The 13333-nt window shown below is 61.4% G+C and carries 16 protein-coding genes; 7 read left to right on the top strand and 9 right to left on the bottom strand.

Going from position 1 to position 13333, the window contains the following annotated elements; all coding sequences use genetic code 11:
- The first annotated feature begins 2 nt into the window (after positions 1 to 2).
- Complete coding sequence (locus ACVMIH_RS41470) at positions 3 to 905, top strand: alpha/beta fold hydrolase (RefSeq protein WP_456866335.1); 903 nt, start codon at positions 3 to 5, stop codon at positions 903 to 905.
- Positions 906 to 931: 26 nt separating this feature from the next.
- Here ACVMIH_RS41470 and ACVMIH_RS41465 read toward each other — a convergent pair whose 3' ends face one another.
- From ACVMIH_RS41465 to ACVMIH_RS41440, 6 genes are all read right to left on the bottom strand, one after another.
- Positions 932 to 1441 (bottom strand): DUF2721 domain-containing protein, encoded by a 510-nt coding sequence (locus ACVMIH_RS41465; RefSeq protein WP_229190019.1) that lies wholly within the window; start codon positions 1439 to 1441, stop codon positions 932 to 934.
- Positions 1442 to 1564: 123 nt separating this feature from the next.
- The gene (locus ACVMIH_RS41460; RefSeq protein ID WP_456866332.1) at positions 1565 to 2566 is read right to left on the bottom strand and encodes a SphA family protein; all 1002 of its coding nucleotides are present in this window, start codon (positions 2564 to 2566) and stop codon (positions 1565 to 1567) included.
- A 210-nt stretch (positions 2567 to 2776) separates the two neighbouring features.
- Positions 2777 to 4210, bottom strand: a complete 1434-nt coding sequence (locus ACVMIH_RS41455; protein WP_057015679.1) for a DUF1254 domain-containing protein — start codon at positions 4208 to 4210, stop codon at positions 2777 to 2779.
- Positions 4211 to 4301: 91 nt separating this feature from the next.
- Positions 4302 to 4643: an HdeA/HdeB family chaperone gene (locus ACVMIH_RS41450; RefSeq protein WP_057015680.1), complete on the bottom strand. Its 342-nt coding sequence runs from the start codon at positions 4641 to 4643 to the stop codon at positions 4302 to 4304.
- 101 nt (positions 4644 to 4744) lie between these two features.
- Positions 4745 to 5413, bottom strand: a complete 669-nt coding sequence (locus ACVMIH_RS41445; RefSeq protein ID WP_225163358.1) for a hypothetical protein — start codon at positions 5411 to 5413, stop codon at positions 4745 to 4747.
- 106 nt (positions 5414 to 5519) lie between these two features.
- A complete protein-coding gene (locus ACVMIH_RS41440) occupies positions 5520 to 5906 on the bottom strand; it encodes a helix-turn-helix domain-containing protein (RefSeq protein ID WP_076833065.1) in 387 nt (128 codons plus the stop codon).
- Positions 5907 to 6123: 217 nt separating this feature from the next.
- Between ACVMIH_RS41440 and ACVMIH_RS41435 the strand changes: the two genes are divergently transcribed.
- Positions 6124 to 7176, top strand: coding sequence for a helix-turn-helix domain-containing protein (locus tag ACVMIH_RS41435; RefSeq protein WP_456866329.1), 1053 nt, complete (start codon positions 6124 to 6126; stop codon positions 7174 to 7176).
- Positions 7177 to 7190: 14 nt separating this feature from the next.
- On the top strand, positions 7191 to 8105 hold the full coding sequence (locus tag ACVMIH_RS41430) for a hypothetical protein (RefSeq protein WP_456866327.1): 915 nt from the start codon (positions 7191 to 7193) through the stop codon (positions 8103 to 8105).
- A gap of 248 nt (positions 8106 to 8353) precedes the next feature.
- Here ACVMIH_RS41430 and ACVMIH_RS41425 read toward each other — a convergent pair whose 3' ends face one another.
- Positions 8354 to 8845: a hypothetical protein gene (locus ACVMIH_RS41425; protein WP_456866324.1), complete on the bottom strand. Its 492-nt coding sequence runs from the start codon at positions 8843 to 8845 to the stop codon at positions 8354 to 8356.
- Between the two features lie 14 nt (positions 8846 to 8859).
- On the opposite strand from ACVMIH_RS41425, the gene ACVMIH_RS41420 reads away from it, so the two are divergent.
- Both ACVMIH_RS41420 and ACVMIH_RS41415 read left to right on the top strand, forming a co-directional pair.
- Positions 8860 to 9306, top strand: coding sequence for a hypothetical protein (locus ACVMIH_RS41420; RefSeq protein ID WP_076833062.1), 447 nt, complete (start codon positions 8860 to 8862; stop codon positions 9304 to 9306).
- 166 nt (positions 9307 to 9472) lie between these two features.
- The gene (locus tag ACVMIH_RS41415; protein WP_028331701.1) at positions 9473 to 9706 is read left to right on the top strand and encodes a hypothetical protein; all 234 of its coding nucleotides are present in this window, start codon (positions 9473 to 9475) and stop codon (positions 9704 to 9706) included.
- Between the two features lie 78 nt (positions 9707 to 9784).
- On the opposite strand, the gene cax is transcribed toward ACVMIH_RS41415, so the two are convergent.
- On the bottom strand, positions 9785 to 10888 hold the full coding sequence (cax, locus tag ACVMIH_RS41410; protein ID WP_456866321.1) for a calcium/proton exchanger: 1104 nt from the start codon (positions 10886 to 10888) through the stop codon (positions 9785 to 9787).
- 181 nt (positions 10889 to 11069) lie between these two features.
- Between cax and ACVMIH_RS41405 the strand changes: the two genes are divergently transcribed.
- The gene (locus tag ACVMIH_RS41405; RefSeq protein ID WP_233475477.1) at positions 11070 to 11624 is read left to right on the top strand and encodes a Spy/CpxP family protein refolding chaperone; all 555 of its coding nucleotides are present in this window, start codon (positions 11070 to 11072) and stop codon (positions 11622 to 11624) included.
- Between the two features lie 98 nt (positions 11625 to 11722).
- Here the strand turns inward: ACVMIH_RS41405 and ACVMIH_RS41400 are convergent, their stop codons facing one another.
- The gene (locus tag ACVMIH_RS41400) at positions 11723 to 12130 is read right to left on the bottom strand and encodes a GFA family protein (protein ID WP_253609577.1); all 408 of its coding nucleotides are present in this window, start codon (positions 12128 to 12130) and stop codon (positions 11723 to 11725) included.
- Between the two features lie 249 nt (positions 12131 to 12379).
- Between ACVMIH_RS41400 and ACVMIH_RS41395 the strand changes: the two genes are divergently transcribed.
- Positions 12380 to 13333 carry a metallophosphoesterase family protein gene (locus ACVMIH_RS41395; protein ID WP_253640299.1) on the top strand — a complete coding sequence of 318 codons (954 nt, stop codon included), beginning with the start codon at positions 12380 to 12382 and terminating at the stop codon, positions 13331 to 13333.

Below are 13333 nucleotides of genomic sequence, written 5' to 3'. Positions count from 1 at the left end.
CGATGAACGCCCCGAAGCGCTTCCTGGTTGGCGATGCCCGTGCACAGGTTGCGGTGGCGCAATGGGGCGAGCCGGCCTCGGACAAGCCGCCGGCGCTGCTGCTGCACGGTACAGGCTTTGTCGCGGAGGTGTGGACCGAGGTCGCAGAGGCGCTGGCGGCCGATTACACGGTCTACGCGCTCGACCGCCGCGGCCATGGCTTGAGCCACAAGCCGCCGGCCGATCGCTATCACTTCCAGGATTTTGCCGAAGACGTCCGCATGGTGGTGGAGCGCCTCGACCTCCATGACATCTACGGCATCGGTCACAGTGCCGGCGCAACCGACCTGCTGCTCGCAGCCAGACTGATGCCCGGTCGCTTCGCGCGCCTGCATGTCACGGAGCCGACCGCGATGGATCCGCGCGCGCCGCGCGCCGGAGACCTCAGCGACATCGCGAACGGCTCGGTGCGGGGCGTGCTGCGCCGCCGGGCCGAGTTCGACAGCGCCGACGATCTGTTCCAGCGGCTGCGCGCCGCGCCGGCCTTCGCACCATGGACCGAACGGTCGCTGTGGGCCTATGTCCATCACGGCTTTGCGCGGCTCGGCGACGGCCGCATGCGGCTGCTTTGTACGCCGGAAATTGAGTCGGCCCTGCTCGGGCCGATCTTCCAGGCCATGGAGCAGATCTACACCGGCGACGCCCGCGGTAATCCGTTCCCCTGGTTCTCCTACATTGCCTGCCCGGTCTGCATCGCGACCACCGAGCAGTCATGGCCGATCTACAAGGAAATGGCCGACCGCGCCGCGGCGCTGATCCCGCATGCGAGCCGCTGGACGTTCGACGGTGTCGGACATTGCGTCGCGCAGGAAGCGCCGGAGTTGATGGTGGCAGCGCTCACGACATTTGCCGCGCGTGCGCGTTAAGGCGTGCACGTATCAATGCGTTGCGTCTAGCCGTAGTGATCGAACTCGCTCAAGGCAATTCGGACCTCTCGCGCGAAATCGACCAACGACACGATGAAAGCCACAACGGCAACAATGAAGAGAATGGCAACGCCCCGCTCGTGCTGGATGTGAAGGAACGCACTCACAAAGCCGACGACGATGACAACGCTGATCGAAATGCTTCCCATGATGGACCAGAAGATCGCGCGATTGATCATGGTGGCGCGCCGAGCAAGACGCGGCAGGTCTGCCTTGAGCCGGCATCTCGCCTGATCCTGATCCGAAATTTGGTTCAGGTAAATCGATCTGTCGATGATCCGGTTCAGGCGGGAAATCAGCACCGCGATAAAGGCCGCCAATGCGCCAAGCAGAAATGCGGGCGCGGCCGCTTGAGAAATCACTTGAGAGAGCTGACTGACCGACGGCGTATCCGGTAACATCGACTCCACTTTCGGGTTGGCGCGGCTGAAACCAATCGGCCGAGCATTGGCAGCGTGGACCCTGCTGACAATCACGACGCCCGCGTATCGAACCGGCGTCGGCTAAAATTGCCGGGCGGCGTCCGAACGGCGGGCATCGACACGGTTGCGGCCCATAGTGGCGTGATCTCGGCACAATCGAAGGCGCCAGCAGCGCTGCTATTTTGTCACGACCCGTCGGGTCGGCGTCACGGTGCTGGTCGGCGCCATCGGAGAGATCGAGAACGTCAACCAGGTATTCCAGCCGGCCGGGCGATTCTCTGCTGCAAATTCTCCATACCCTTTGAGATTCAGATAACCCTGCATGTCGCCTACGGGAAACAGGAAGCCGATCTGCGGACCAACGCCAAGCACGCGGGACTGGAAGCCTCCCAGGACAGGGTGCTGGCCGAAATCGTCGGTGACCTGCTGATAGGCATATCCAACCAGGCCAACGAAAACCTGCTTTGACAGGAATTGGGAGGCGCCCCAATCCAGATGGAAGTCGACCCCGCTCTGGTACTGGGTATCCGGATTCTTGAAATTGTAGGTGAAGCCCGCGACCGCGGAAAATTCGTGGCCCGCCTGCTGGTTGAAGTAGGTGTAGCCGCCGCCGGCATCGATGGCCGCGTGACCGATGCCGAGATTGGCAAGGCTGCTCGGGCTGTATGCTCCGACCGGGATGTCTCCCGTTACATAGCTCATGAAATTGTGCACCCCGGCGTTCCACTTCAGCGTCGCCTGCGGGTAGAGGTCGCCGACCGATGTGATCGAATCGCCGAAGCTGCCGGTGCGGGTTGTCGCCAGCGGACCGACGGCCGCCGTCAGCGTCCCCGCAAGATCCGCGCTCGACCGTCCGAACAGCCCGGTCACGCCGATGGCAAGTTGGCCACCCAGCACCGGCGTTGCGAACGTATAAGTGGGATTGAGAAGGATGAGATCCGCCTGCGCGTTGAGATGCAGGTTTAGGTTGACGTTAGCCGCGGCGGGGATTCTGCCGACCTGGATCTCCCTGGCGGCCGCGGCATTGCCGAATGCACTTACGCTGGTGTGATAGTAGACCTCCGCCATCGACCAGCCAGGGACCTGCGGGGTCGCAGCGAGGCTGCCGAAGCGGCCGGGAAGCCAATATGAGACGCCGGCCTCGTCGGCACGCGCGGCCTCAGACGAAACTGACGCCATGACCAGTATCATGGCGATGCCGACATCCCTGAGTGTCTTGCCTCGCCCGTTTGGTCGCCGCCTCATCGAAAGACCGCGAAGCCGCATGTCACGCCCCCTTTGGTGCGGTGCGGAACGACCTGTACGGCTCGCTCAAGCGCACGATTCGCCCGCGCAAATTGTCACATTGATTCATGCCGGCCCGGTTGGAGCCGGCATGAATCCAGTTTCTCAGGCCCCGATCTTCTTGGCGGCCGGAATCGTCCAAGTGCCGTTGATGATCGAAGGGTCGGTTTCCTGCGGCCAATACATCCGCAGCATGAGTATGAAATCTCCCTCGGGCGCAGGAAGCCAGTTCGATTCCTTGTCTTTACCGGGCGAGTCTTTCTGAATATAGAGATCGGTCGAGCCGTCCGGATTTTCCTTCAGATTTTCCCGCGCGCTGATCGAATATCGGTTGAGCGGATTGTTCACAAAGAAGTAGCTGCTGTCGTACATGGTGAGCGACCAGAATCCCTCGACCGGAGGCAAGTGGCCTTTGGGAAACCGCATGACGTATTTGTTCGCACCATTGTACTTGCGGCCATCCGCATCCTTTTGCGAGGTCGGATAGACGGCATCCTGCGGGCGGTTGGCGCCGAGTCCGATCGCGGTTACCAGGGCCCGCATCGGGTAGTCCGTCCCGTAGATGCCGGTTTTCGTCGTGAACGCAAAGCCGTTCTCATCCGTGATGGCCTTGTTGACCTTGAACTGAAGCATGATCCTGTCGAATGACACCTCGGGCACACGCTTCAGGAAGTCCGCCTTCAGCTTGGTCTCGTCAAAGTCCCGCCCGGGTACGATGCCGATGCGGGCAAATTTGGCGAGCTGGGCCGCGTCTGCCGCGTTCGGCGGGTTGCTTTTCATGAGCTCGCATAGCAGCTTGAAATACGACACCGCGTCCATGCGATTGACCTGTTCGCGGACGGCCGTCTTCATGTCGATCGAAGGATCGACCTTTCCTGGAGGCGGTGTGTACGGCTTGCCGTAAGCACTGAGCGGAACGAGCTTGCACTCATCCTGCAGCTTGTGGACGGCGGCGTAGTCCTCCGGCGTTCCGGTGCAATAGATGCGGCCGAGCAGCCACACGATATTGGTGGGCGATTTGTACTCCTTCACGCCGTCCGGCAGCGTGCCCTTCCAGCCGGGCCCGGTGATGGCATAGGTTTGTGCACCGGTGCCGGTGGTGCGCTTTCCCGGCACCTGGAACACCGTCGTCCAGCCATCAAGCATGGGCATCAGGAAATAGCGCCCCTTCATGTCCGGGATGCTGAGGACCCACGGCTCTTTGCCGACGTCGAAGAAGGACGTGGTGTAGAGCGTGTCCGCGTTGGGCGCAGTGACGTCACGGAACGACGCGTCCGGATATTGACGCAGCTTGATGATATGGCCCATCGGCCCCCGCGTGCCCACGGGCTCCGCGACGTTGGTGATGATCCTCCGCGTCATCTCCATCGTCACCAACGGATAGCCGAATATGTAGGCGTCGCTCGCGAGCCAGAAGTCCTCCAAGCCCTGACCGACACCCAGGAAAGCTCCCTCCTCGGCGACGGCTGGTCGACCTATCGCCGCTCCGGTGAGCAGACCCATTCCGCCGAGCGCAAGATTGCGACGCGTGATCTCCATTGTTCTCTCCTTTGCAAATCGAATGGTCTTCAAACAATCGTCAGGCTGCTCCGACTGTCGGCCTGCCGTAAAAGGTGTCCGATCCCGCGGGTCAGGGCTGCATCCTGATCCCGAGCGCCGCTCTCATATCCTTGAAGACCGCCGCGATCGCCTCGATGATGAGTTGATCAGGATGCGCCTTGCAATGTTGGATTACTTCGTGCTCGGCCTCGCGGGACTTCTTGATGTCGAGGTAGTGCTTGCGCGCAAGCCCGTTGTACCAACCGCTGTACCAGGCAGTGAGAAGGTCGGCGTCTCCCTGCCATGTTCCGGCGAGTTGCGCGCAGGTCAGCTTCTGAACGTCCAGATAGCCTTCGGCGTTGGCGTAGGCGCTGAGGTCTGTCTGCGCGTGCGCCGACTGAATGCCGGCGACGATCAGCGATGCTGCGATCATAGCGGTTCGTCTCATGATGCTCTCCTGTGAGCTCGCGTGCTTAGATCGCGGCCGATCTTCCACCTGTCGGCCCAGCGGCTTCGACGCGACGGTCGCGTTGCTCAGTAACAAGGCGGATAAGGATAGTATCCGCATCGGGGGGCGTAGTACGGATAGGCTGCCGCAGCTCCAAGCGCGGCCGCACCCGCGACTGCAGCGCCGCGGTAGTAAGCACCTCGCCAGGCGGTGCGGCGGGCAACGCCGGCAAAAGACAGCGGCGTGAATGGACGACCGATGATGTCGATAAAGATCGACGCCGGTCCATCAGCCCCCGCAAGGTCGCCTTCGAGCATATCGACATCGAAAGTCAGCCTGTCGCCTTCGAGCTTGGGCGATTTCAAGACGACGACGGCGTCCGCTACCGATGATCCGTCTTTCCTGAACCCGGACACCGTGGCGTTTGGAGGGTCCTTTGCGAAATTGTCACTGCCATTGCCCCAATCCTCGACAATGCGCGATGTGAGATCATGACCGGCTGCCCTCACGGGCCGATCGGCGAACACGATCGCATTCGGTGAAACCCCCGTCAGCACAAGCTTCCCGTCCTTCAAGCTCGCACCGCGCGAGTTGAGGACGAAGAGCGATGGCACGACTTCCGGCTTTGCCTGACCTATCGACTTCTCGAGCGGTACGTGTGGTTTGTTCTCGGGTGCAGTTTGGGAAAGCACCTTATGGGGAGCGGCAATCAATCCGGCGACGCAAAATACCAACAGAGCTGAGCGAAGGGTCATGTTTGTTATTCCTTTGGGGAGCGCTATCTCGGCAATCAGCTTCGCTAAGCATTTCGCGCCAATTCAAATCGCGCGTCTTGCCATTTCGCGCCAATGATCGGAATTGTCATGGCCCAGCGGTGTGGGATCTCTTGCGATGGCCCGCTTGGCCCTGCCGATCGGCAAGTTGCCGCTGCCTGTAAACGATAGGTTGGATTTTCATCAAACGCACGAACCTGCGGCTGAAGCTGCTGGCGTTGCTGTAGCCGACGAATTTCGCGATTTCCGACAGCCGCTTGCTTGAGTCTACGAGCAAGCGGCAAGCGATGTTCAAGCGAACCTCCGCGAGTATGTCGCTGTGGCTGGTGCCCAGGCGACCAAGGTGTCGCTGCAACGTGCGCGAGCTGATCTTGAGGGCGCGAGCGGTGCTATCAAGAGTTGCGTCACCGTGTCGCAGCGACGCGACAATGACTGCGCGGACCGCCTGGGCTGAAGGCAATCGGACAGCTCTCATCGGTTGGTTTGAGGCGTGAAGCCCGTGCTCCTGCAAGAAAAACGACGCTTCAAGATAAAGCAGCTTCGTCCACCGATCTGGCCATCGGCCGCCAAAACTTTCGCGAACCGGAATTCGTCGAACGCGTCGTCGCAGCTGGTTTCGCGATAAAGACAACGCAAGACGAGTTCCGGCCTGCTAAGCTGCGATCGCGGCAAAACTTCTTGGGTAGGTAGTAATGACCGTCATTCCATTGACCCGTTGTCAATTTCTGATCCCGTTCGCTGAGCTCCATTCTGAAATAGGCGGCCCGACGGCAGCACTTCTCGCCAGATTTCAACTCCCGACGTCCTTTGAAGAAAAAGCGGATCATTACGTGCCTTTGCTGCCGGCGGTTCGGTTCGCGACGGCCGCTCAGCAAAAGCAGGGCCTATCGGAAATCGCCTTTCGCGCAGCCGAGCGGCTCTCGTTCGAACATTTGAGCGAAGCCATGCGGGCGCGGGTGCGCCATGCGCCAACGCTTCTGGTTGCCCTGCAGCAAATTTGCCGGTGGGCGCCGTGCGAAGATACGATCCTCCAGCTATGGCTCGAGCCAAGCGGCGAGAGCTTGAAGATTTGCAGCAAGCTTACTGGAACGGAGGGCATTTCCCATCTTGAGATATCCCAGTGGCTTCAGAACATATTCGTCCTGCACATCGTCCGTCAGTTCGCCGGGATCAGTTGGTCTCCGAGAGTGATTGCGTTTGAAGCACTCTATACGCCGAGCCCGGAGGTCCAGTCGCATTGGCCGAACACGCGCTTCATGTCGGGTCAAAAGGCGTCATGGATCGAAGTGCCGGCAGAACTCCTCAGTCTTGCAAATCCCGCAAACGACGTTCGGCCGACGCCCGCCGATCACGAGCCGCAGTCATTCGGAAAGGACGTCGTCAGCGCACTGAAGCTAAGCTTGCCCTCCTACCTTGATCAAGGAGGCCTCACGATCATGCAGGCCGCCGAGATGATGGGCGTGAGCACCAGGAGTCTGCAGCGGAGGCTTTCGCTCGCTGGTCTGACATATTCGGGTCTGCTTGAGCAGGCTCGCTTCAACAATGCGGCCAAGCTTCTGGGCAGCACAGAAATCAAGATCATCGACGTTGCATTCTCGTCGGGCTATGCCGACCCTGCCCACTTCACGCGGGCTTTCCGCCGGATTTCCGGCTGCACCCCACGGGAGTTTCGGCAAAGGTCGAGCAACGGACAAGCCACGATCGATCGGCCTGCCTCCCGACCCAATGGCAATCGCCGCGCCTAGGGAAGGTTCTCGCCTTGAACGCGCCGCCACGTAACAACGCGGGGCTCCTGGCTCCCGGATCGATCTTGAGCGCGGCATTGTGCGCGCTGCTTATCGCCGTCCCGGTTGCGCAGGCCTTTGCCGCAAACGATGATGGCCTTGCCAATGCTTCGGTGCCGACGATCTATCTCGACCTCAGGACGATCTACGCACAGGTTCCGGCAGGATCGCTCGCGTTCGGCTTTGGCCATCCGACGCTGTTCAATACGCAGACGCTTGCGACATCAGGCGGCGCGGCATTTCCGGTCGGCCTGCCAGCAGCGAAATCTCTCAATATGGATTTTCCGCTGACGGTCGATGTCACCGAGAGCGCCTCGCTTTATGCCGGCGTCTCCGGCAGTTCGACGAGCTTTGGAAGCGCCGGCTTTTCGTCCTTTCAAATCACAAGCTGGAACATCGGCTTCCAGGCCGACCTTTACGAGCAGAACGGTGGAACCTTTCCTACCGTGACGCTGCAGTCGACTATCACAAAGTCGATTCCCGATGGTCCTCTGAGCACAACCTCCTTCAACAACATTCTCGAATTTGACTATGCGCTCGATTCCGATGAGACCAGAGGCTTCCTCAGCGGTTTCCAATACACGCGAACCGACGTCGACGGTGCGCTGGGCAGGATCAACCCGAACACGATTGCCTATGTCGGCGGCTACTATCAATGGCCGAACAATTGGAAATTTACCGGCCGCGTGGGCGTGCAATCCTTCGAGGGCGCGCAGCTTCTGAACCTCGCATCCATTCAGCCCTTTGCGCAACCGATCGTGCGGATCGATCTCGACCGCGTGGACGATAATGACAACCGACTGTTTGGCGTCACAGCCGAAATCATGTGGGTGCCGAAACCGGCCTATCAACTGACGTTCAGAACGCCTCTGTATGCCGTCAAGAACTAGCCGGCGCCCCGGCCGCCCGAGCAAGCAAGCACCGAGACCATCCGACGAGGGTGCGAGCGACCCGCCCACGGCCGTACTCCGACGACAGGTAGTTCTGCCCAGGTCACTTTGTCCTCTGCGGCCATCACCGGGTCGGCCATCGGCCCGCCGGGATGCGGCGCCAATCGGTGCGGGGACACGGCCAAACAGTCATGGCGTCAGCCGTCACCTCGAAAACCGAAGCGCGCTCGCGGCAACCAATCGTCCGGCTATTGTTGATCGTCGAACGGCTTGACCGAGTAGGCCGGCGCGCGCACCGGCTGGATCGTCAGCCGATAGGCGATCAGGTTGGTGCCATCGAATGCCTCGAGCAAGTAGTCGCAAACGGGACAGTGATACTCACCTTTGGCGCCAGGTTCGGACCATAGCTCCAACCGCCGGAAACCTGCGCCACAGCACGCGCACGTCACATCCGCTTTCCGCACGTTGATCCTCTTGGCTGCGTTCCGCAGGACGTAAAAACACCAGGTGAACTCGGCAATGAAACGATGGCTGTCGCCTGACTGAGGCGAAAAGCAAATGCCATGGAACTCACGTTCGCATTCCAGGCAAGATGCTTCGGCAGCAAAGTACAGATTGTGCCTGGGGTTGATGACAGCTGCCTGACCCTTTTGGAATGCGCGCCCTACTGCATTCCGTTGATCTACGTCAATCTCGCGAGGCGAAATTGTCGCAGTGTCGCCGTTCGCAAATTGTCCCATAGGGAGGACACGCCATGCTTCGTTGCATCCTCGCCGCTCTGGCGGCTCTGGTTCTCGTCGCTGTCTGCCTGATTCCTGATGACGCCTATGCCCGTCGCGGAGGAGGCGGCGGCTTCCGCGGCGGCGGAGGCGGCTTTCACGGCGGCGGGATGCGCGGCGGTGGCATGCATGTAGGCGGCGGAAGAGTTCACGGTGGAGGATATCGCGTTGCCGGCCGTCCAGGTGGCCGACCGATTGCAGGGCGTCCGGGCTATCCCGGTCGACCGATTGCAGGGCGCCCTGGCCGCCCGGTCGCCGGCTATCCCGGCTACGGCAGAGGCTACTATCGGCCGGGCTGGGGTTATGGTGCTGCCGCCGTCGGCGCTGCAGCCGCAGCCGGCGCGTATGGCGCCTATGGCTACTACGGCAACCAAAGCTGCTACTACAATGAATACGGGCAAATGGTCTGCCCGCAGTATTGATCCGGCTGAGCTGCAATGGATGGACGTGCGGTTGCACCGCACCGGCTCGCTGTCGAGCTTCGGTCAGGCATCGGCATGTCCATTTTGAATGGATCGATCGCAAAGAGACGCCATGATCGCCATCGTGGCGGTCCCTTGAATTTTGCTTTTCCAAGGAGACGGCTCGATGGAGTACGACGCCTTCACCGACGCGAGCCTTAAGATGATGTACGAGGCTGTTCGCGGCGCGCTCGAAGCCGACGATGAGTTCGAGGCAAACGGTGAAGATCCAAAATTCCGGGTCCGGTCGACGGCCGAATGGAAGCGGCATGCCAGCAATCTTGAGGCCGAGATTCTGAAACGGGGGCTCCAGATCGACATCATCGACTGGACGCGCGGTCAGAGCGAGCTACCGCTCTAAAGCCATCAGGGGTCCGCGTGAACGCGACGAAGAACACGCGCCCTCGTCCGGATTGGTGCCGGCAACGCTCGCCGTTGATCAAACCGGGCCGTGCGATCCAGGTGGCACCATGTACAGGGTCATGGCGAAAATCACGTAGATGAGCACGAGCAAGGCGCCGATAAACCATGCCGACCGTCCGCTGTTGGTGATGAAGCAGGACGTCACGGAGGCGATCATGACCATCGTCACGGCGCCCGGCCAGAACTGCAAATCCATCGGCTTCGGACCGACGACGTAGCTCAGAAGCACCAGTGCCGGCGCGACAAACAAGGCGATCTGAGACGCGCTGCCGAGCGCGATGCTGACGCTCATATCGAGACGGTTCTTGCGCGCCGCAGAAAACGCGACCGCCATTTCTGCCGCGGCGCCGACCAGCGCGACGATGATGAAACCGACGAACGCCGGGCTCAATCCCAGCGTCGCGCCCGCTTTCTGCACCGAGCTGACGAATATTTCGCTGACCAGCGCAACCAGCACCGTGACGACGAGAAGGGTGCCTATCGCAAGTCCGATCGGCCAGCCGGCGCCGCCGGTTTCGCCATGCTCCTCGCTTGCGAACAGCTCCTTGTGTGTCTTGAGCGAGAACAGCAAGCCGAGCCCATAGGCGCATATCAGCAGCACAGCGAGGCCCGTACTGAGAGCCAGCGCCATGGCCTCGCCGCGCGCCGGATCGAGGTCGGCGACAGCCGAGGGCGCAAGCAGCGCAATCGTCGCCATCAGCAGCAGCGCTGCATACATCCTCCCGCCGGCCCGGTTATATTCCTGAACGTGATGGCGGAGCCCCCCGAGCAGGAACGATGCGCCGAGCATGAAGAGTGAATTGGTGACGATGGCACCAGCGATCGATGCCTTCACCAGCATGTATTCGCCGGCATGCAGCGCAGCGATCGCGATAATCAGCTCGGTCAGATTGCCCAGGGTTGCGTTGAGCAAGCCTCCGATTGCGTCGCCCGTTTTCTCCGCGACGCTTTCCGTCGCGTGGCTGAGAAGGGCAGCCAACGGCACGATGGCCAGCACGGCGAGCACAAACAGTGCTGTGTGGGCGGACGGAGCTGCCGTCTCGACCACCAGCACAATCGGCACGAAGACAAGCATCCAGAATAATGGATTGTGACGAATTTCCTTGAGCAGAAGGTGCATGGGACCGCCCGGTCGGTGGGAGTTGGACAGCAATTTCTGAACACCATGGACCGCCCGCGCTTGATCTAGCTCAACCCGCAAACAGCCGACGTCGCTCGGTATTTTGCGAACGGTCAGAAGAGCGTTCCTGCCTCCGGCTCCCTGCCCCTTTGACCTAGATCAACCGGCAGCCGATCCGGCTATGTTTTCCTTCTCGGGACGTCCAAGAAAAGCAGCTCAGGAGTTTGCAATGACGAGGAACGCAGCCGCCGCAGCGATTGCACTTTTGATGACAACCTCGTCTCTCGCCATCGCAGCAGAGACATCCCCGACTGTCGGCGTTGCGCCACCCAGCGCCGCCGACCTGAAGAGCCTGACCGACATGCGCGTCGGCATCGTCAAGGCCGCCTTGCAGCTGACTCCGGATCAGGAGAAGTACTGGCCGGCCATCGAGGATGCGATCCGCACCAGAGCGAAAAATCGGCAGGCTCGGTTGGAGCGCATTGCCGAATTGCACGAAAACGGACCGATGGACGGAATGCATGAAGGCAATCCGGTCGAATTCATGCAGCGCAGGGCGGATCGGCTGATTCAGCGCGGGACCGACCTCAAGAAGCTCGCCGATGCCTGGGAGCCGCTCTACAAGACATTGAGCGATGATCAGAAGAGAAGGATGGCGTTCGTGTCGTTCGCTGTCATGCGTAGCGTGCGAAATGCGATCGAGCAGCGCGGCGGTCCGGAAGACGAGGACGAGTAAAGCCAAACGGGCGCAGGCGTCTACGTTGCGGGGCGATTCCATGTCGCGGCGCGCATCGCCGCTTCGCCAGAGGCAGCGCCGCGTTCATCAACCGGCGGTCATTCCGGCGGCGGAAAGCGATCGAAGGTCGGCAGCTCGTGTGCATCCTCCATCCAGCGCAGCCGCTCCGCGACCTGGATATGCATCGTGGCCGGCACCGCGTCGGGATCGTCATAGGTGCCGCTCTGGATGTCGATGAACCCGGGCAGCATGTTGCCGTTGGTATAGAAAAGTCCGCTGCCGCAGTTCGCGCAGAAGTGCCGCCGGCCGTGCTCCGAGGATCGGTAGATCCTGGGCTGCCCCTTGGTCACCTTGACCATGTCCTCGGCCACCATGACCCAGCCAACCATCGGCGCGCCAGCGTGGCGCCGGCAATCGGTGCAGTGACACAAAGCATGGACGACCGGTTCGCCGGTCACCTCGTAACGGATCTCGCCGCAGTGACAGCCGCCGGTGACGTCAGCCATGTTTTCCTCCGCTCGATCAGTGGTTTGCCGGATCGATAACGCGGCGAGCAGCAATGCTTCAATTGCGCATCTTGCCCTTGCGTCGAGCTGTCGCGCGGTCCCCTGCGCCCACCGATCATGCAGACCGGCGTCGTACCTCACGAAATCGTCATCCCTGCCCTCGGCCCCGCCAAAGCGTCGGGAATAAAGCCCCGGCCCCGCCGATCATCTCCCCGGAAACCCAATCCCTGGGCCCACGGGAGACTTGCCATGAGCGGACACGATCACGACCATCGCGATGAGGAAAAAGGCGTTAGCCGACGCAAGGTGCTGGAATGCATGACCTGGGCCGGCACCGGCGTGCTGTGGACGGTCACCGGCGGCGTGCCGCATTCGCTCGGCATCGTCGGCTCGGCCGCGGCTGCGGAAGCTGCGCCCGGCATGACCTTCATGCAGATCAGCGACAGCCATGTCGGCTTCGACAAGCCGGCCAACCCGAACGCCATCGGCACGCTGGAAGAGGCCATCAACAAGGTCCGGGCGATGCCGGTCAAGCCGTCCTTCATGATCCACACCGGCGACATCACGCATCTGTCGAAGGCGTCCGAATTCGATGACGCCGATCGCATCATCTCGCAGGCCAAGCTCGACGTGCACTACGTGCCGGGCGAGCACGACTTCATCGACGAGGAGGTCAAGCTCTACAAGGAGCGCTACGGCCGCGGCACCAAGGGTCCGGGCTACTATTCGTTCGATGCCGGCGGCGTGCATTTCATCGGCCTCGTCAACGTCGTCGACCTCAAGGGCGGCGGCCTCGGCAATCTCGGCAACGAGCAGCTCGAATGGCTGGAGAACGACCTCAAGGGCCGCTCGAAGTCGACGCCGATCGTGCTGTTCGCCCACATCCCGCTGTGGACGGTCTATCCGCAATGGGGCTGGGGCACCGAGGACGGCGCCCGCGCGCTGGAATACGTCAAGGGCTTCGGCTCGGTCACGGTGCTCAACGGCCACATCCACCAGGTAATGCAGAAGGTCGAGGGCAACGTCACCTTCCACACCGCGCGTTCGACCGCCTTCCCGCAGCCGTCGCCGGGCTCCGCCCCCTCGCCCGGCCCGATGAAGGTGGAGGATGCCAAGCTGCGCAGCATGCTCGGCGTCGCCAGCATCAACTTCAAGCAGAACAGCCAGCCGCTGGCGATCATCGACACGCCGCTGCAAGGCTGA

This window comes from Bradyrhizobium sp. USDA 4503 (genome assembly GCF_054055815.1).
Note: the sequence above shows the minus strand (reverse complement) of the source record. Positions and strands in the feature narration are given on the sequence as shown.

Coding starts and splice junctions, on each gene's coding strand:
- ACVMIH_RS41415 (WP_028331701.1), top strand. CDS start 9,473: ATGGAGTACGACGCCTTCACCGACGCGAGCCTTAAGATGATGTACGAG.
- ACVMIH_RS41405 (WP_233475477.1), top strand. CDS start 11,070: ATGTTTTCCTTCTCGGGACGTCCAAGAAAAGCAGCTCAGGAGTTTGCA.
- ACVMIH_RS41460 (WP_456866332.1), bottom strand. CDS start 2,566: ATGGCGTCAGTTTCGTCTGAGGCCGCGCGTGCCGACGAGGCCGGCGTC.
- ACVMIH_RS41425 (WP_456866324.1), bottom strand. CDS start 8,845: ATGGGACAATTTGCGAACGGCGACACTGCGACAATTTCGCCTCGCGAG.
- ACVMIH_RS41435 (WP_456866329.1), top strand. CDS start 6,124: ATGACCGTCATTCCATTGACCCGTTGTCAATTTCTGATCCCGTTCGCT.
- ACVMIH_RS41445 (WP_225163358.1), bottom strand. CDS start 5,413: ATGACCCTTCGCTCAGCTCTGTTGGTATTTTGCGTCGCCGGATTGATT.
- ACVMIH_RS41450 (WP_057015680.1), bottom strand. CDS start 4,643: ATGATCGCAGCATCGCTGATCGTCGCCGGCATTCAGTCGGCGCACGCG.
- cax (WP_456866321.1), bottom strand. CDS start 10,888: ATGCACCTTCTGCTCAAGGAAATTCGTCACAATCCATTATTCTGGATG.
- ACVMIH_RS41440 (WP_076833065.1), bottom strand. CDS start 5,906: ATGAGAGCTGTCCGATTGCCTTCAGCCCAGGCGGTCCGCGCAGTCATT.
- ACVMIH_RS41395 (WP_253640299.1), top strand. CDS start 12,380: ATGAGCGGACACGATCACGACCATCGCGATGAGGAAAAAGGCGTTAGC.
- ACVMIH_RS41420 (WP_076833062.1), top strand. CDS start 8,860: ATGCTTCGTTGCATCCTCGCCGCTCTGGCGGCTCTGGTTCTCGTCGCT.
- ACVMIH_RS41400 (WP_253609577.1), bottom strand. CDS start 12,130: ATGGCTGACGTCACCGGCGGCTGTCACTGCGGCGAGATCCGTTACGAG.
- ACVMIH_RS41455 (WP_057015679.1), bottom strand. CDS start 4,210: ATGGAGATCACGCGTCGCAATCTTGCGCTCGGCGGAATGGGTCTGCTC.
- ACVMIH_RS41470 (WP_456866335.1), top strand. CDS start 3: ATGAACGCCCCGAAGCGCTTCCTGGTTGGCGATGCCCGTGCACAGGTT.